Here is an 18454-nt window from a genome sequence, read left to right as displayed (position 1 = left end):
ATGCTCATAGTGGCGCTCTTTTTGTCAGCTGTAGTTTCTCTCTCACTTCGGCAGGCCCCATGAGGCTGGCGCCCAATCCTTCGATTATCCTGGCTGCACGCTCGACCAGTTGCGCATTGCTTGCCAGCACACCTTTTTCCAGGTAGAGGTTATCCTCGAGTCCGACCCGGACATTCCCCCCGGCGAGTACCGAGCCAGCGACGTACGGCATCTGATCGCGACCAAGGCTGAATGCCGACCAGGTCCAGTCTTGTGGTATCTGGTTGACCATGGCTAGAAAGGTTCCCAGATCGTTGGGCGCGCCCCAGGGGACACCCATGCAGAGTTGCAGTAGTGCGGGAGTCGGCAGACAGCCTTCCCTGGCCAGTTCTCTGGCAAACCACAGATGCCCGCTGTCGAATGCTTCGATTTCGGGCGTGATGCCCAGCTCGATCATTCGCGAGCACATGGCTCTGAGCATGCCTGGCGTATTGGTCATGACATAGTCCGCTTCGGAAAAGTTCATGGTGCCGCAATCCAGTGTGCATATCTCGGGACGACAACTGACCAGATGTTCGACACGTTCGCTGGCTCCTGCCATGTCCGTAGCGGAAGGGTCCAGAGGCAATGGGTTTTCGACCGGGCCGAACACCATGTCACCACCCATGCCGGCGCTCAGATTCAGTACGACGTCGGTATCGGACTCTCTGATGCGCTCGGTTAGCTCACGGTACAAGGCGGGATCTCGCGATGGCGCGCCGGTATCCGGGTCTCTGACGTGACAATGCACCACGGCCGCTCCGGCTTTTGCAGCTTCGATGGCACTCTGTGCTATCTGAGCCGGACTGCGCGGCACATGTGGTGAGCGGTCCTGGGTAGCGCCGGAGCCTGTCACTGCGCAGGTGATGAACACGGAGCGGTTGATCTGCAAGGGCATGCCGATTTCTCTCAGAGGACAAGGACAGATGCTGTACAAACAGTAGCAGACGTCGTAATGTTTCAATTTGCCTTGTCTGCCAAATCCATTGCCGTTCATGCCAAACAAACCGCTGCTGGTGAATGTCCTGTTGTGTGAAGGGTTTTCCAATCTGGTGCTGGCCTGCGCGCTCGAGCCGCTGAGAGTGGTACGCGATCAACGAGACGGCAGCGTCGACTGGTCGGTGCTCACCATCGATGGCCAGTCGGTGCACTCCTCCAGTGGTTTGAATCTGGCTTCCGACGGGGCAATCGATGACGTCCGGAAGTCTGATGTGCTGATCGTCATCAGCGGTTACGGCTATCGTGAGCATGCTTGCACGAGCACGAGCAGACAGATTCGACGACTTGCCCGGGCCAGTGATACGATCATCGGTGTCGATACCGGGGCATGGCTGCTTGCCGCGGCGGGTCTTCTGCAGGGCCGTGAAGCAACGATCCACTGGCAGGTAGAAGCCTCGTTTGCAGATGCCTTTCCATCCGTGCGATCGAGGCCGGAGCGTTTCGTCAGAGACGGCAGGCTATGGACGGGCGGGGGAGCTTCCACGGTACTGGATCTGATGACCGTGCTGATTGAAGAGCGTTTCGGCACGGCCATCGCATTTGATGTCTCCACACTGTTCCTGCACGACAGCGCGAGGCAGTTCCGCGACAGAAGAGGTCCCGGTCATCTCAACAGCCCGGAGACGCCGGAGTTGCACACGGCCATCAACTGCATGGTGGAGAACATCGAAAAACCGGCTTCTCTCGCTCACATCGCCCGGGCGGCCGGTCTGTCCTTGCGCACCATGCACCGCCAGTTCATGACACGCCTGGGCATGCCACCCGGGCGCTACTATCAGTCACTGCGACTGGCGCGGGCCAAGGATCTGGCCGAGACGACCGATCTGTCCATGCAGCAGCTCGCCGTACTGACGGGGTTCTCCATGCCGGCGACCTTGAGCCGGGCGTACAAGGCACACTTCGGCACAACGGTCAGACGTTCCAGATCAGCGCAACAGAGCCGTATGCCTGTGGATTCATCTATCTGAATGTACCCAGATCACTGATCCGGTAACCCGTCGGGTAGGTAGACCTTCGGCGTCTTGTGATCAGTCGTGGCCGTCGGCGCGCAGGGATCAGCCGCAGAATTCGCGCCCGGATACCCAGCCCGGCAAGCACCAGACATTCCACCCAGCGCGGTGCCTGTGCAAATCCCATGGCGGATCGCAGGGGCGGGTCACACAGGGCATGCACGGCAGGGCGGCCCAGGGGCACAAGACAGCGTGGCAGGTACAGCGATAGCAACATGTCCCGCGTCAGGCAGCCTATCTCCGCATTGGATCTGGCGTAGCGAAAACGGGCTGCCTCATGATCCCGATGGAATGCTTCGAATTCCGCAAAACTGTCGGGAATCTCCTTGATGTGCATCCTTGCCGCGAGGGCGCGGTAGTAGTGGACGCAGGCGTCGATTTCGCGAGGTGTCATGGCGCGCTTGCCGAAACGCGCCAGCCAATGCACGGGCTCGACCACGAAGGTTGACAGGACATAGAGCATGTCATCGTTGGCGATGCGATAGCGGCCGTGCATGTCGTTTATCCGCTCGATGGCCGCCTGGCCGCGTTCGCTGCTCTGACCGTTTTCGCTGATCTCGGACAGCAACAACTCCGTGTCATCGTAGCGCTTGCGCGTACGATCGCGAAACTCGCCGGTCGAAGACAGAAGCCCGGAGATCGACGGTACGGCGTAGGTCCGGAAAAGTGCAAATTCCAGCGCCTTTTCGATATCCCACGAAAATTCGCAGGTATGCAGGATGAAACAGATCCGTTCATGATCGACTTGCGGATCCAGCGTTTCGATTTCTCTGGCCCATCGTGACATGCTCAGGATTTCCGCGCTTCGATGTCGACGAATGATGCCTCAAGCCGTCTGCTGCCGCAAGAAACCGGGCTGCTGTCCTCAAGTGGTGGAGTCGGACCCCGTCAGCGGCTGCCAGTGCGAGGGTGTCGCCTCGAAGACCGTGCCCAGCAGACCACGAATGGATTCCATGGGCAGGGCGGTGGCCTGCTCTGCGGGCAGCATGCCGTGACTGAACATGTCGTCGGGGAGTCGTTCGAGCAGCGCTTCGTCCGCAGAGAAAACGTGCATGGGAACGTGTGCGTTGGGTGCCCAGCCGGCAATCACGCTGGCCGGCTGGTGATCGCCCAGCACGATGACCAGCGCATCATCCGCATACCTGGCCAGGTATTCACCCACCAGTTTGAGATTCTGTTCAACCGCGGTCCCGTAGGCCTTGCGTACCGGTTCGGCCCTGGCCCAGCTATGACGCTCACCGTAACGCTGTGTCCCATCGAAGAGGCTGCCATCTTCGATGTCTTCCCATGCCTGATGGCGAGGCAAGGGCCCCCAGGGGGCGTGAGAGTCGAGCAGACCGATGTGTGCCATCAGCGGTGCATCGGCCGTGGCACGCACCTGTCGCTCGAAGGCTGTGAGTGTGTACTGGTCCGGCATGGTCACGAAGCCGAAACCCTCGCCCTGATAATCGAGTGCTGCATGATCGAAGAAGCGATCCACCTGATACCAGGCACCTTCCACCCAGTGTGATTTCACCACGGGTAGTACCACGGAGGTAGTCCATCCCGCCTGCTTGAACAGGCGCGGCAGTGACTTCCGGTCAGAGGAAATCAGTCGGTCGAATCGCGCATGATTTGTCAGGCGCAGGCCGGACGCTACCGTGGAGTGTGCGAGCCAGCTGCGTCCGCCACGTATGGGGGAATCGACCCATGCGCTTCTGACATGCAGGCCGGCACTGACAGTCTCGTTCTGAACAGCTTGCAGTCTGTGTCTGGCCTGCTCCCGGAATTGCGGGTTGTCCACGAACGATCGCCCATACGACTCCACGTAGATAATGATGACATCACGCCCACTCAGTGCCGCGAACGCAGGTTCTCGACCCTCCAGCTCGTCCACCTGCAGAGCCTCGGAGAATCGGGCCTGGTCGCGTACGGCCCATTGGGTGTACTGGATTCGATCGATCAATTCACCCGCCAGCACCCATTGTGTGTCCAGGGAAAGCACATGCCGGCCAGGTCCGCCGGCGGTGGCCATGGCACTGAGCAAGGGAATGCAGCAGAGGAGCAGCCAGCTGCGACGCCATTGTCGATTCAGCTGGTCGAGATAGCCCAGGCCACGATACAACAAGACGGCCAGAGTCAGTAGTATCCCGATGCCCAGGCCTGTCAGGGCAATGGCTTCTGCCTTGCCAATCGTATCCGATGTCAGTGTCCAGCCCTGTTGAATGAGGTGCCATTCAGCCAGCGGGTTGAAGGCACGACCAAAGGCGGCGCGAGAGATCAGATCACCGAGACGAAGCAGCAGGAGACACAGCACGGCACCCGTCACCAGCAGGCGGACCATCGTTGACAGAGTCCTGTTCAGCAGCAACAACAGCAGAACAATGAGTGGTACATCCAGAGGCAGTTCCTGCAACCGTGACAGCGTGAACTGATCCGGGTGTCCTGGTATCAACAGGAGAACCAGCAGCAGGCAGATTGCCAGGGATGACAATATCGCTGCCCGCCGTGGTTTCGTCGTCGGCGAGGCAGTTCTTGTTTTCGGCATGTGCTGGCGTCGGCGAAATGAGGCTGTAGGGAAACGTGATTCAGGGCTCGGACCACAAGCAGCTGAATTAGTTTGATTCGATTTCGCGACGTGCGAGGTTCATTGCCAGTGATGCCGTTCTGTGTGAACGGCATCTCAACTTCTTCTCCGGCTTGCCCGACAGGAACCGCTCAGCTGTCCAGGGCCATCTGACGTCTGCCAAGCTCGGTCAGGTCATCGATGGTTGCACGACCCTTGAAGTCGACTTCATGATCTTCGGCGGCAAAATCCGGTGCGCTGCGTCCACTGAGGAAGCTTGATGATTGGCGCAATGCATAGGCACGGTTCTTGGCACACGCAGGGCTGGCTCCGATGTAAATGACGTTGGCGTAGTCCTTGCCATGATGCTCATTGCCAACGGCGTGCACGACATCGGGATGCCACCAGACAGTATCGCCCGGGCTGACGGTCTGAATGGGTACGATACCCGGCATCAGATCAGGGTGCCAATGTGCATCCACGCCCAGCGCGCGCCCGGGCCTTGCCAGGCACAACTCATCAACAGGCACATCCGACTGCAGTGCACGCAGCAGGAGGTAGGCAATGCCATTGGCTATCGGCAGCAATTCCAGGGTTCCATCCCCCGGGCCTTGCTCGGTCAATGCTGTCCAGCCCTGAAAGGTGCGAAACATCGAACTGACCGCTGGAGACGCATATTCGCGAGTCTGCGTACGGTAGGCTGCACGCCAGGGGTCATAGGCGTCCAGGTCCCCGGCAAAGATGCTGGCGTAGATCTTCTGGAATGCCGGGTCGACCCAGCGTTCATACGAACCGGCATCGATATGAGGTGACAATCCCAGGGTTGTATCACCTGGTGCGCGCCGCCGAGTCCGGTCTGCATAGGCATAATCCAGGTCGGGATCGAACTCCGGCCCGGCCGGTGCGCTGATGTCCCACAATCCATTCAGGAATCGCTTGGTCCGAGCCATCGATTCCGCCTGGCGAGCCATGACTTGAGGGCGGGACCAGTAGACGCCATAGATCTGCGGGCGGGCATCCTTCAGATCGCCGAAGTAATCGTCAAGTCCGGCCTTCTCTCGTGCACGTTCCACGTAGTTGTTGCTGTCGAGGTAATCTCCCAGTTCGCTGTTCCAGTCCTCTGCCTGCTGGCGGGCAAAGACGTTCCTGACAATGACGCAGCCTCGCTGCCGAATGGCAGCGATGTCCTTCCTGCTCACCGTGTTGTCGAGGATGGCGGCATGCGAGATTTCGGGAACGACCGCTGCGGTGCGTGCCTGTGCATCGACGACCTCGTCAACGGCCGCCCGCATCCGGTCTCGTACGCTCAGAAACGCTTTTTCGAGATCGTTGTTGCTGGCCAGTTCCTGCCTGGTTCGGGCGATGAAGGTAGCTGTGTCGGGAATCGTCTTGTTCATGAGCTGATGGCCTCAGTTGGCTGTGTCGCAGTCGGTCGACAGGCGTAGTCGGGGTTCGGGTTGAATGATCGTTCGCAGCTCTTCATCGAGAGTCTGGCCAGACAACAGTTGCAGGAGTGTCTGGCCCAGCCGGCGGCCTGTCATGTCGATATCCTCGAACCAGGAATCGATGGCGGGGAGCATGTGATCAAGGGCTGCCGAGGTCTGCTTGGCGACGACATCGACATCGGTGCCGGGTATCAGGCCCGCATCACGAATCCCAGCCAACGTGGCAATGGAGGCGGTCTCTCCAGCGCAGACGATTCCGTCCGGATGGTTGGCGGATGAAAACAGTGTGCGAATCCATTGTCTGAGCTCGTCAAGCGGTGTTTCCAGATCCGGCGGCCTGTCAGCGACATGGCACTGCAGGGCGTTGCGGATGACGGCACGGCTGAATCCGTTCAGCAGGTGCGTCTGGTAGGTGAGGTTGGCGGGCGCGCCGATGAGCATGAGGTGACGACGCCCTCGATGCAGAAGTCGAGTGGCTGCGAGCTCGGCAAATCGCTCGTTGTCGAAATCGACCGATGCATGCTGTGTTGCCAGTTCGGTACGACCGTGCGTGACGAAAGGAAAATCGTTCTCCAGCAGATAGCGTACTCGCAGATCCTGTGGCGAGGTGCGTGACAGGACGATACCGTCAGCACGCCGATTCTCGACAATCGAACGCACCACGGTCAGTTCATCCTGATGCGGCACATCGGGGGTTGCGGAAAGCTCGTAGCCGTGGTCACGGCAGATCTCGCCCAGACCGGAGATGATGGAAGCGGTATAGCCGGTGATCTCCCGTTGCGGGGCCAGTACCAGACTGAGTGTATGGGTGCGTCCGGTTCGAAGTCCGCGACCTGCGCGGTCGGGTACATAGCCGATGTCATTGGCGACCTGCTGCACACGTTGTCGGGTGGCGAGCGCGATGTCACTGCGGTTGTTCAGGGCGCGGGAAACCGTGGTGACCGCCAGACCGCAGGCCTGGGCGACCGTGCGCAAGGTCGGTCTGTCTCGGCGCTGCTTGTTTCCCGGTGGTGTCGAGGGTGGTGTGTTCACGCTTACATGGTATCTGTAACGTTACAGATGTCAATCGGAATGCGTTGAGATACTTTGACTCCATTGGTTTGTATCGTTACTATTTATGCAGGCAATAATCATTGCCATACCACGAGGAGACAGATCAGCATGAGATTGACGACTATTGCCGCAAGCTTTGCGCTTGCGGCAGGTATGACCAGTGCCGTGTCCAGCGCCGTTGCTGCCGATGTGGAAGTCCTGCACTGGTGGACCTCCGGTGGCGAGGCCGCCGCGCTGGATGTTCTGAAGCAGGATCTCGAATCGCAGGGTGTCGGCTGGAAGGACATGCCTGTGGCCGGTGGTGGCGGTGAGGCCGCAATGACGACTCTGCGTGCCAGGGTGACGGCGGGCAACGCCCCCACGGCGGTGCAGATGCTGGGATTCGATATCACCGATTGGGCCAATGAGGGCGTCCTGGGCAATCTGAATGCCGTGGCGGAAGAGGAAAACTGGGATGCCGTTGTACCCACGGCGCTGCAGGCGTTCTCCCGACACGATGACAACTGGATTGCGGCACCGGTCAATGTGCATTCCACCAATTGGGTCTGGATCAACAAGGCAGCGCTGGACGCAGCCGGTGGCAAGGCGCCCGAGACCTGGGAGGAACTGCTTGCCGTGCTTGATGCCATGCAGGCAAACGGCATTACACCTCTGGCACACGGCGGACAACCCTGGCAGGACGCCACCATTTTCGACGCCGTTGTCCTGTCCATGGGCAATGATTTCTACCAGCAGTCAATGATCGAGCTGGACATGGATGCACTGTCCGGTGAAAAGATGGTTGAGGTGTTCCAGCGTATGGAAACCCTGCGTTCCTATGTCGATGACAATTTTTCCGGTCGTGACTGGAACCTGGCATCCGCCATGGTCATCGAAGGCAAGGCCGGCATGCAGATGATGGGCGACTGGGCCAAGGGGGAATTCCTGAAAGCCGGACAGACACCGGGCGAGGATTTTCTCTGCATTCGTTTTCCCGGTACGCAGGGTGCCGTGACGTTCAACTCCGATCAGTTCGCCATGTTCGGTCAGGAAGGTGACAACGATGCACAACAGAAGATGGCTGCAGCCATCCTCAGTCCGGGTTTTCAGTCCGCGTTCAATGTGGTCAAGGGATCGGTGCCTGCCCGTACCGACGTATCCGATGCCGATTTTGACGATTGCGGCAAGAAGGGCATGAATGACCTGGCTGAAGCCAACGAAGCTGGAAGTCTGTTCGGATCCATGGCTCACGGACATGCCGCACCGGCGGCTGTCAAGAACGCGGTCTATGATGTCGTGACTCAGCACTTCAATGGTGGCTTGAGCAACGAGGAAGCTGCCGAAGAGCTGGCCAATGCGGTTGACGCGGTTCTGTAGGACAGCGTAGCGGTCAGGCCGGCATACAGGCGAGTGGACGAGCCGCATCTCGCCGTACCTGGCTGACAAGCATGAAGGTGGGGCCGGCAGGGCATGTATCTGTCTTGCCGGCGTCGCCTGGTCTGGTTTGCCCATCACTTTCCGAGTCACTGATCGCCATGAAAGAGCGTTTGCAGGCCTGGGTGCCCAAGTTGGTACTCGGCCCGAGTTTTCTGCTGATCCTGTTCTTCGTGTACGGGTTCATCCTGTATACCGGCTACCTGTCGGTCTCCGATTCGCGCATGTTGCCCTCTTACGGGTTCGTCGGGCTGGAGAACTACGAAAAGCTCTGGGGGTTGCGGCACTGGACCGGTTCCTTGAAGAATCTGGCCATCTTCGGCGTTCTGTATATCGTGATCTGCAGTGTGCTGGGACTGATGCTGGCGATTCTGCTGGATCAGAAAATACGCGCCGAAGGGTTTCTGCGGCCCATCTATCTGTATCCCATGGCCTTGTCATTCATCGTGACGGGCACCGCCTGGAAATGGTTTCTCGATCCGGGCATCGGTATCGAGCAGACCATGCATTCCTGGGGCTGGGAGAGCTTCGAGTTCGACTGGATCAAGAGTCGCACTCATGCCATCTATACGGTGGTGATTGCCGCAGTTTGGCAAAGCTCGGGATTTGTCATGGCCATGTTTCTGGCGGGCCTTCGAGGCGTTGATCCGGATATCATTCGCGCTGCGGAAATCGACGGCGCCTCTCGTGCACGCATCTACCGTCGCATCATCATCCCCATGATGCGTCCGGTCTTTCTGTCAGCCTTCGTTGTGCTGGCGCATCTGGCCATCAAATCCTATGACCTGGTCATCGCGCTGACAGGTGGCGGGCCGGGCAAGGCAACCGAGCTGCCTGCCACGTTCATGTATTCCTATACATTCAGCCGCAATCTGATGGGAATCGGTGCGGCCTCGGCCATCATCATGCTGATCATGATCTTCTCCATCATCGTGCCGTATCTGTATTCCGAGCTGCGTGCGGACAGACAATCATGAGTGATCAGTCTACCGGGGCCTTGAACGGCTCGACACCACTGTCTTCACAGGCTCGCCGTCTGTCGCCCACCCGCATCCTTCTATACCTGGTGCTGGTGTTGTTTGCGGTCTATTATCTGTTGCCGCTGTACGTCATGCTGGTCAATTCCTTCAAACCGCTCGAGGAGATCCGTGGTGGTGACATGCTTGCGTTACCACAGGCATGGACCCTGGCCCCCTGGAGCAGTGCCTGGTCCACGGCGCAGATCGGCGTGCAGGCGACCGGACTGAAACCTTACTTCATGAATTCCATCGCCATGGTCATACCAGCGGTGCTCCTGTCTACCATTCTGGGTGCCCTGAATGGTTATGTGCTGACCAAGTGGCGTTTCCGCGGTGACGGGATTGTATTCGGTCTGTTGCTGCTGTCCTGCTTCATCCCGTTCCAGATCGTACTCATCCCGATGGCACGCATGCTGGGCATTCTCGGACTTGCCGGTACAACCTCCGGTCTGGTACTGGTACACCTGGTCTACGGCCTGGGTTTCACGACCTTGTTCTTTCGCAACTATTATGCGGCGTTTCCGACCGAGCTTGTCAGGGCGGCGCAGATCGATGGCGCCGGTTTCTTTCGCATATTCGGGCGTATTCTGTTGCCATCCTCGGGACCGATCATCGTCGTATCGGTTATCTGGCAATTCACCAACATCTGGAACGACTTTCTGTTCGGAGCCAGTTTTGCCGATGTCGACTCGGTACCGATGACCGTGGCACTGAACAATCTGGTCAGTTCCTCCACCGGGGTCAAGGAATACAATGTGCATTTTGCCGGGGCTGTTCTGGCGGCCTTGCCAACGCTGGTGGTGTACGTCGTCTCAGGACGATATTTCGTGCGGGGCCTGATGGCCGGCGCTGTCAAGGGCTGATCGGGACAAGGTAGATCATGACAATGAACAGTACGAGCGAACATTTTCTCGAAATCGATTCGCTGAGCAAACAGTTTGCCGGTGTCGATGCGCTCAGGAATGTCTCCATCGATGTGGAAGAAGGCGGCTTTCTGGTGTTGATCGGACCTTCCGGCTGTGGCAAGTCGACCTTGCTAAACATGCTGGCCGGATTCGAACCGGCAAGCTCAGGAGACATACGCATTGCCGGAAAATCCATTGCCGATCTGCATCCGTCGAAACGTGATATCGCCATGGTGTTTCAGTCCTATGCCCTGTATCCGAACATGACGGTGGCCGGCAACATCGGCTTTGGCATGGAAACCCGTGGGGTACCCAAGGCAGAGCGCCTCAGGAAAATAGACGAAGTCGCGGCCATCCTGCAGATCGAACCGCTGTTGAAACGCAAGCCTGCCCAGCTTTCCGGTGGGCAACGCCAGCGTGTGGCCATGGGGCGTGCCCTGGTGCGTGATCCACGGGCCTTTCTGTTCGATGAACCACTGTCGAATCTGGACGCTCGTTTGCGTGTGGACATGCGTGCCGAGATCAAGAAGCTGCATGCCCGACTGGGTACCACCATTGTCTATGTGACGCATGATCAGATAGAGGCGATGACACTGGCCACGAAAATTGCTGTCCTCAAGCACGGTGAAGTGCAACAGGTGGGTACTCCGGATGACATCTATCATCGGCCTGCCAATACCTTCGTCGCGGACTTCATGGGATCGCCTGCCATGAATCGGGTCACCGGGCATCTGCGGCAATCGGAAAACGGACTGAAGGTGTCTTTCGGCGATTTTTCGCTGAACCTCCATGCACCGAGTACCGCCCTTCAGGATCGCGCGCGCAACCAGCCCATCATCGATTTCGGTATTCGGGCGGAGAATATCAATGACAGTCGCGATGAGGCGATGGCCATGGCCGGGTCCTCGACTCTGCCATTGACCATCGAACTGGTCGAACCAACCGGATCGGATACTTTCATCGGCACGCGTGATGGCGATGTGCATTTCACGGCTCGTGTGGCCAATCATCTGCACCCGCGTGCCGGGGAGAGGATCACGCTGAATTTCGACATGAGCAAGGCTCATTTCTTCGACACGGAGTCCGGTGTCAGGGTGGAGTGAATGCTGTTGGCAACTGGCGCTGGGTGCCGGTTTGCTGATCTGCAGCCGGCCAGTCCTGACTGTTCACACTGACAACCTGATCAGGAAACGTTGATGGATTCTCGCAAATTACGAATCGGACTGGTCGGTTATGGTCTTGCCGGCAAGGTGTTCCACTCACCCTTGTATGCGGCTGCAGGTGTGGAACTGGTTGCCGTTGCTTCCAGTGATGCCGCCAAGGTGCATGTCGACCATCCCGGTGTGCGTGTCCATGCGGATGCCGCCACGCTGCTGGCTGATTCGGACGTGGAACTGGTGGTACTGGCCACGCCCAGCTTCACGCATGCGCCGTTGATGCTCGAGGCACTGGCGGCCGGCAAGCATGTACTCAGTGACAAGCCATTCACCGCGACCGTTGCCGAGGCCGATGCCGTGATTGCAGCGGCTGATTCGGCAGGGCGTGTTGCCAGCTGCTATCAGAATCGTCGTTACGATGCGGACTTTCTGACCTTGAGGAATCTGATCGACTCGGGACGATTGGGGGAGATCGTGCATCATGAGTCGCACTACGATCGATTCAATCCAGCGCCAAGGGATCGCTGGCAGGAACAGGCACGTCCTGGCGTGGGTTTGCACTATGACCTGGGTGCCCATCTGATCGATCAGGCGCTGGTGTTGTTCGGGCTGCCGGACTGGTTGCAGGCCGATGTCCAGAAACAACGCGAAGGCTCGGCAATCATCGACAATTTTCATGTGCGCATGGGCAAGGGGCGGTGCAGGATCGAGCTCAGTGCCGGCATGCTGGTGGCCGACAACAGTCTGCGCTACCGAGTACATGGAACTGCGGCATCCTGGAGCAAACACCATGTCGACCCCCAGGAGGACCAGTTGCGACATCAGGGAATCGGACCTGAGGACGCCTCCTATGGTCGGGAGCCGGAAGCGCACTGGGGCACCCTGACCGAGGCAGGTGCAGGGCAGTCGAAAACCAGCCGTACAGAGGCGCTGCGTGGTGACTGGCCTCGGTTCTATCGTGAGTTGAGCATTGCGATTCGCCAGGGCACGCCGCCACCGGTAACCGCTAGCGAGGCGCGCAATGTCATCGCTGTCATCGAGGCCATGCTGGAGTCGTCTCGAACCGGCAGCAGGGTAAGCGTTGCGGATCGACTGAGCTGACGGCTGCACAATCCGGGTGTCGGTGTGATCGTCCTGTGCAACTGCTGCACGGGCACGTCATGTCGTCGAGGAAATCAGAGCGACAGCGCTGCGCCAAATGCGCGATAATGCGCACCCTGTGCGCGCAATATGATCAAGCATTTCAATGGATAAATGGGCAGAACTACGAACCGCCTATCAGGTTGCGAGACTGGGAACGGTGAGTGCCGCTGCCGAGGCGCTGGGTTTTCATCGAGCGACTGTCAATCGTCATATCGATGTACTCGAACAGGAGATGGGGGATCGCATCTTCATCCGACACTCCAGGGGGTATACCCTGACCGAACTGGGTGAGGATGTGCTGAAGGTGGCCCAGCAGGCAGAGGCACTGATCGACGACCTGGCGGGCAGGGTTCAGGGCCGCAAGGCGCAGGTGGAAGGTGAGGTCAAGCTGGCCATTCTGGTGCCTTTCGCCGGGTTGATCATGCAATCGATTGCCGAGTTCCGTCGGCTTAACCCGCATTGCCGTGTCTGCATCACAGCCACGGAGAATCTGGCCAAGCTGGAATACGGTGAGGCCCATGTCGCCTTGCGTGCAGGGACTCGCCCTGAGCATCCGGATTATGTGGTGCGGGAGTTTCTGCGAGTGACGTTCAATCTGTACGCTCATGACAGCTATGTTCAGCGGTATGGAATACCTGCTGATGTGCATGATCTCGCTGGCCACGCTTTCGTGACACCCGATCTGACAAATTCGCGGGCCCCCTTTTCGAACTGGTTTGATGAGCAGGTGAAGGACGAACAGATAGCCTTTTCGTCCAACAATTTCCAGGTCTGTCATGAGGCAATAGCAGCGGGTCTGGGAATAGGTGTCATGAGCGACATGGAAGCAGAGGGGCGTAAGGACATGCATCGTGTTCTGGCCGATGAGGCTGGCTGGTCGCTGACGATTTGGCAGGTCACTCACGTGGACCTGCATCGCACGGAAAAAGTGCAAGCACTGTTGTCGTGCATCAGGGATCATCTGGACGTCAAAGCGCGGCCCTACACCTTGTAAGCCCTCGAACAGGCATTATATTCCGTCGCCTGCAAGTTCCAGGTTTCAAGGACCTCAAACGATACGTCCTGCAGGTGGTGTATGGCAATTTGCGCAGCATGATACTGAGTCGCGAGGGTTTCCCGCATTGCACTACAGTACGGCTCTTGTCGCAGCAACGCGCACTCTGTGCGCACTTGCTTGGCATACGAAGTTGTCGCATCCTGACATAATCCTGCGATTCGAGGTTCCCGTGCTCGCAGGAATCCCTGGCTTCCGGTAAACCTCACCTTCACTGTTCCTTTTAATACAAGCCCCGAGAAAGTGCCTCTTCGCCATGAAATCCATTGACGTCCCGTTTCCGCGAGCCAGCAAAGTGCTGGCTGGTTCTATCCTCGTTGCTCTGCTGAGCGCCAACCCGGCTGTCGTGCTGGCTCAGAATGCACCACCACCCGCCGCTGTCAGTGTCATGCAGGTAGAGCCGCAATCGGTGCTGCTGACGGCTACTCTGCCAGGACGTGTCGTGGCTGCCGCCGTCGCGGAAGTTCGTCCACAGGTCAACGGAATCATCACCGAGAGAAACTTCACGGAAGGCAGTGCGGTCGAGCAGGGCGATGTCTTGTACAAGATCGACTCTGCCACTTATGAGGCTACCGTGGCGCAGGCAAGAGCGGCAGTGGCTCAGGCGCAGGCCCAGTACAAGGCAACGGAACGTGAGGCCGAGCGGATTCAGGAGTTGAAACAGCGCAATGTGTCTACCCAGCGCGAGCTTGATGAAGCCATCGCTGCGCGTGATGTCTCAGCGGCCGCCATCGCGGTTGCCGAGGCACAGTTGAAATCGGCAGAAATCGAACTCGACCGCACGACCATCGTGGCGCCATTGAGTGGCGAAATCGGTCTGGCAATGACCACTCGCGGTGCTCTGGTGACAGCCGGTCAGGCGTCTCCGCTGGCGACCATTCGCAACATCGATACCGTCTATGTGGACGTGACCGCTTCTGCTTCCCGGGTTCTGGAATTCAGACGGAACAATCTCGATGTGGATTGGCGCAATTCCGAACGCAAGGTCGTGCTGCATCTGGCCGACGGTGAAATCTACCCGGAGCAAGGCTTGCTGACGGCTGCCGAACCGCAAGTCGACATGCAGACCGGTGTCGTTGTCCTGCGCATGGAGTTTCCCAATCCTGACAAGCTGCTGCTGCCCGGAACCTATGTGAAAGTCGATCTGCAGACAGACGAGGTTGATGGCGCATTCGTGATTCCACAGCAGGCGGTCAGCCGGGATCGTCAGGGTAAGCCGACCGCTCTGGTCGTCAATGATGAGGACGTCGTGGAGCTTCGTCAGCTGGATGTGCTGCAAGCCTCGGGCAATGACTGGATCGTACGCGGCGGGCTTGCCGCTGGTGAGCGAATCATCATGGAAGGCAGTCAGAAGGCACCTCCGGGCTCGAAGGTACAGGCCGAGCTTGTGACCGACGGTGCGGCTGATGCTGCATCAGACACCGCTCCGGAAGCTGCCCAATAGGCAAGCGCTCTGGCAGGGCGCGAGCCCTGTGGTGTCACTCCTTCTCCTGAACTCTCATACGATTCCGCCAGAGAACCCTTATGGCTCGTTTTTTCATCAATCGCCCTATTTTTGCCTGGGTGCTTTCCATCCTCCTGATGGGGGTGGGGATCATCTCCATACTCAATCTACCGGTAGCCCAGTACCCGCAGATCGCGCCGCCCACGGTCAGCGTCTCTGCCGCTTATCCGGGTGCGTCCGCTGAAACGGTTGCCAATACCGTTACCCAGGTCATCGAACAACAGATGACGGGGCTGGACGGAATGCGCTATTTTTCCTCCAGCTCGACCTCGGCGGGCACGGCCAATGTCACGCTGACCTTCGAGACCGGAACCGATGCCGATATCGCGCAGGTGCAAGTGCAGAACAAGCTGGCCAAGGCAACGGCCTTGCTGCCCGAGACGGTGCAGCGTCTCGGGCTGACCGTCGAGAAGTCATCCAGCGGCTTTCTGATGGTGGTAGCACTGGTGTCCGAAGACGAGACACTGGGCGCGGCTGATCTGTCCGATTATGTCTCCAGCAATCTGGTGGACGAGATCAGTCGCATAGACGGCGTTGGCAGTGTGCAGCTGTTCGGCTCGCCATACGCCATGCGTATCTGGTTGGACCCGTCACTGCTGGCGGCCTACGAGTTGACGACCAGTGATGTGGTCGCGGCCGTCAGTGCCGAGAACACGCAGATCGCAGCCGGCGCCTTCGGCGCACGACCAGCCGAAGAAGGACAGCAGTTGAATGCAACGGTAACAGCTCAGTCATTGCTGCAGACGCCGGAGGATTTTCGTCAGGTTGTGCTCAAGGCAGAAACCGACGGCGGACTGGTGCTGCTCGAAGATGTGGCTCGGGTGGAAATCGGTTCTGAAGACTATTCCGTCATTCCACGCTACAAGCGACAGCCTGCTGCCGGTTTTGCCGTCAGTCTGGCTACTGGAGCCAATGCCCTGGACACCGCAGTCGCGGTGGAAGAACGCGTTCAGGAGTTGGCGGAATTCTTCCCGGCAGGGGTCAAGGCCGTTGTGCCATACAACACGGCACCGTTCGTCAGGATCTCGATCGAGGAAGTGATCCAGACCCTGCTGGAAGCGATTGTTCTGGTGTTCCTGGTGATGCTGCTGTTTCTGCAGAACTTTCGCGCCACGCTCATTCCGACGCTGGCGATACCGGTGGTTCTACTGGGAACCTTCGGCATTCTGGCGATCGCCGGCTTCTCGATCAACACCCTCACCATGCTGGCCATGGTGCTGGCAATCGGTCTGCTGGTTGATGACGCCATCGTCGTGGTGGAGAACGTCGAGCGCATCATGGAGGAGGAAGGGCTCAACCCGCTGGAGGCTACCCGCAAGTCCATGGATCAGGTATCCAGCTCACTGATCGGTATCGCGGTGGTCATTTCGGCCGTATTCGTACCCATGGCATTCTTCGGCGGGTCCACGGGCGTCATCTACAAGCAGTTTGCCATCACGATCGTATCAGCCATGGTGCTGTCGGTCTTCGTGGCACTGACATTGACGCCAGCCTTGTGCGCCACGATGCTGAAGAAGCCGAGTGAAAATGGCAAGAGCCGTGTCTTCGGCCCCTTCAATCGTGGCTTTGCCGCAGTGCAGAGCCGCTATACCGGTTCCATCGGCTGGATTACACGCCGTCCCATACGCGTCGGGATCATCTACCTGTTGCTGGCAGGTGCAATGGCCGTGTTGTTCCTGCGCACGCCAACGGGCTTTCTGCCGGACGAAGATCAGGGAATACTGTTCACACTGATTCAGACTCCCAGTGGCTCTACGGCGGAGCGCACACTGGAATCGCTGAAGCAGGTGGAAGATTATTACCTGGAGCAGGAAGCGGATTCGGTTGAAGCGGTATTCGGTGTCGTGGGGTTCAGTTTCGCCGGACAGGGACAGAACATGGGGCTGGTATTCGTCAACCTGAAAGACTGGTCAGAACGAACCAGTCCTGCGCAGAATGTGCAGGCCCTTGCCGGCAGGGCATTCGGTGCGCTGTCTCAGGTCAAGGACGCCTTTGTCTTCCCCATCGTTCCGCCGTCGGTCATCGAGCTGGGTAATGTTTCCGGATTCGACATGTACCTGCAGGGACGAGGCGGTCAGACGCATGAGCAACTCCTGAATGCACGTAACCAGTTACTCGGTGCCATGGCACAGAGCCCCTTGATCGCCTCTGCGCGACCCAATGGCCTTGAGGATGCGGCGCAGTTCAACCTGGACCTCGACTGGCGTCGGGCAGGTGCATTGGGTGTGACCGCCAACGATGTCAGTCAGTTGCTGACTACCGCCTGGTCAGGCAGTTATGTCAATGACTTCCTGGATCAGGGGCGCATCAAGAAGGTCTATGTTCAGGGTGAAGCCAACTCGCGCTCCAATCCCACTGACTTCGATCTGTGGCGGGTACGTAATGCGACCGGCGGACTGGTGCCTCTGTCCGAGTTCTCGAAGGGTGACTGGAGTTTCGGGCCACAGGGGGTGTCTCGCTACAACGGTGTGCCAGCCATGCAGATTCAAGGGGCGCCTGCTCCTGGCGTCAGTACCGGTGAGGCTCTGGCAGAAATAGAACGACTGGCAGCAGACCTGCCGGCTGGGTTCAGCGTCGCCTGGACAGGGCTGTCGCTGGAAGAACAGGATTCGGGAAGCCAGGCGCCAATCCTGTTCGCTCTGGCCCTGGCGGTCGTGTTTCTGTCTCTGGCGGCATTGTACGAGAGCTGGAGCATTCCGTTCGCCGTCATGCTGGCCATGCCCATCGGTATTTTCGGTGCTCTGGTTGGTGCCCAGTTGGGAGGCTTCGACAATGGCGTGTTCTTTCAGATCGGTCTGCTGGCCGTCATGGGCCTGACAGGCAAGAACGCCATATTGATTGTCGAATTTGCCAAGGAAAGGCGCGCAGAGGGCATGGAGCTGTATCAGGCAGTCAGTGAAGCGGCACGGCAGCGCTTTCGTCCGATACTGATGACCTCCATTGCCTTTTCACTGGGTGTTCTGCCACTGGTACTCAGTAGCGGTGCCGGCTCCGGCGGTCGTACAGCCATTGGTTCCGGTGTGCTGGGTGGCACGATTTCAGCAACGGTTCTGGGCATTCTGTTCGTGCCACTGTTCTTCGTTATCGTGTCTCGCCTGGCGGGCAAGAGCAAAGACTAGCGCGGCCACCGTTCGAGAGCCTTTCCACACGGGTGGGAAGGTTCTCCATATTCTCGATTCAGACCTATCT

General features: G+C 58.7%; 14 protein-coding genes. 9 read left to right on the top strand and 5 right to left on the bottom strand.

The window, feature by feature from the left end; translation table 11 throughout:
• Positions 1 to 4 precede the first annotated feature (4 nt).
• Positions 5 to 916: a BKACE family enzyme gene (locus ACUNV4_RS21940; protein WP_430880766.1), complete on the bottom strand. Its 912-nt coding sequence runs from the start codon at positions 914 to 916 to the stop codon at positions 5 to 7.
• 97 nt (positions 917 to 1013) lie between these two features.
• On the opposite strand from ACUNV4_RS21940, the gene ACUNV4_RS21935 reads away from it, so the two are divergent.
• Positions 1014 to 1985 (top strand): GlxA family transcriptional regulator, encoded by a 972-nt coding sequence (locus tag ACUNV4_RS21935; protein ID WP_430880765.1) that lies wholly within the window; start codon positions 1014 to 1016, stop codon positions 1983 to 1985.
• On the opposite strand, the gene ACUNV4_RS21930 is transcribed toward ACUNV4_RS21935, so the two are convergent.
• From ACUNV4_RS21930 to ACUNV4_RS21915, 4 genes are all read right to left on the bottom strand, one after another.
• Positions 1978 to 2814 (bottom strand): oxygenase MpaB family protein, encoded by an 837-nt coding sequence (locus tag ACUNV4_RS21930; RefSeq protein ID WP_430880764.1) that lies wholly within the window; start codon positions 2812 to 2814, stop codon positions 1978 to 1980. The two genes, ACUNV4_RS21935 and ACUNV4_RS21930, sit on opposite strands and share 8 nt — an antisense overlap.
• Positions 2815 to 2892: 78 nt before the next feature.
• On the bottom strand, positions 2893 to 4500 hold the full coding sequence (locus ACUNV4_RS21925) for a sulfatase-like hydrolase/transferase (RefSeq protein ID WP_430880763.1): 1608 nt from the start codon (positions 4498 to 4500) through the stop codon (positions 2893 to 2895).
• Between the two features lie 224 nt (positions 4501 to 4724).
• Positions 4725 to 5969, bottom strand: coding sequence for a YbiU family protein (locus tag ACUNV4_RS21920; RefSeq protein ID WP_430880762.1), 1245 nt, complete (start codon positions 5967 to 5969; stop codon positions 4725 to 4727).
• A 12-nt stretch (positions 5970 to 5981) separates the two neighbouring features.
• Positions 5982 to 7049: a LacI family transcriptional regulator gene (locus ACUNV4_RS21915; RefSeq protein ID WP_430880761.1), complete on the bottom strand. Its 1068-nt coding sequence runs from the start codon at positions 7047 to 7049 to the stop codon at positions 5982 to 5984.
• A 129-nt stretch (positions 7050 to 7178) separates the two neighbouring features.
• Between ACUNV4_RS21915 and ACUNV4_RS21910 the strand changes: the two genes are divergently transcribed.
• The 8 genes from ACUNV4_RS21910 to ACUNV4_RS21875 all read left to right on the top strand — a co-directional run bounded on the left by ACUNV4_RS21910 (position 7179) and on the right by ACUNV4_RS21875 (position 18384).
• Positions 7179 to 8426, top strand: coding sequence for an ABC transporter substrate-binding protein (locus ACUNV4_RS21910; RefSeq protein ID WP_430880760.1), 1248 nt, complete (start codon positions 7179 to 7181; stop codon positions 8424 to 8426).
• A 158-nt stretch (positions 8427 to 8584) separates the two neighbouring features.
• On the top strand, positions 8585 to 9460 hold the full coding sequence (locus ACUNV4_RS21905) for a carbohydrate ABC transporter permease (protein ID WP_430880759.1): 876 nt from the start codon (positions 8585 to 8587) through the stop codon (positions 9458 to 9460).
• Positions 9457 to 10365, top strand: coding sequence for a carbohydrate ABC transporter permease (locus ACUNV4_RS21900; RefSeq protein WP_430880758.1), 909 nt, complete (start codon positions 9457 to 9459; stop codon positions 10363 to 10365). Before ACUNV4_RS21905 ends, ACUNV4_RS21900 begins: the two co-directional genes overlap by 4 nt.
• A gap of 23 nt (positions 10366 to 10388) precedes the next feature.
• The gene (locus ACUNV4_RS21895; protein ID WP_430880757.1) at positions 10389 to 11510 is read left to right on the top strand and encodes an ABC transporter ATP-binding protein; all 1122 of its coding nucleotides are present in this window, start codon (positions 10389 to 10391) and stop codon (positions 11508 to 11510) included.
• 93 nt (positions 11511 to 11603) lie between these two features.
• Positions 11604 to 12665 carry an oxidoreductase gene (locus tag ACUNV4_RS21890; protein ID WP_430880756.1) on the top strand — a complete coding sequence of 354 codons (1062 nt, stop codon included), beginning with the start codon at positions 11604 to 11606 and terminating at the stop codon, positions 12663 to 12665.
• Positions 12666 to 12810: 145 nt separating this feature from the next.
• A complete protein-coding gene (locus tag ACUNV4_RS21885; RefSeq protein WP_430880755.1) occupies positions 12811 to 13701 on the top strand; it encodes a LysR family transcriptional regulator in 891 nt (296 codons plus the stop codon).
• A 316-nt stretch (positions 13702 to 14017) separates the two neighbouring features.
• On the top strand, positions 14018 to 15205 hold the full coding sequence (locus ACUNV4_RS21880; RefSeq protein WP_430880754.1) for an efflux RND transporter periplasmic adaptor subunit: 1188 nt from the start codon (positions 14018 to 14020) through the stop codon (positions 15203 to 15205).
• An 80-nt stretch (positions 15206 to 15285) separates the two neighbouring features.
• Positions 15286 to 18384, top strand: coding sequence for an efflux RND transporter permease subunit (locus tag ACUNV4_RS21875; RefSeq protein ID WP_430880753.1), 3099 nt, complete (start codon positions 15286 to 15288; stop codon positions 18382 to 18384).
• The last annotated feature ends 70 nt before the right edge of the window (positions 18385 to 18454 follow it).

The sequence above is a fragment of the Granulosicoccus sp. 3-233 genome (assembly GCF_052681095.1).
The sequence above is the reverse complement of the archived record's forward strand: the minus strand, read 5'-3'. Positions and strand labels throughout refer to the sequence as shown.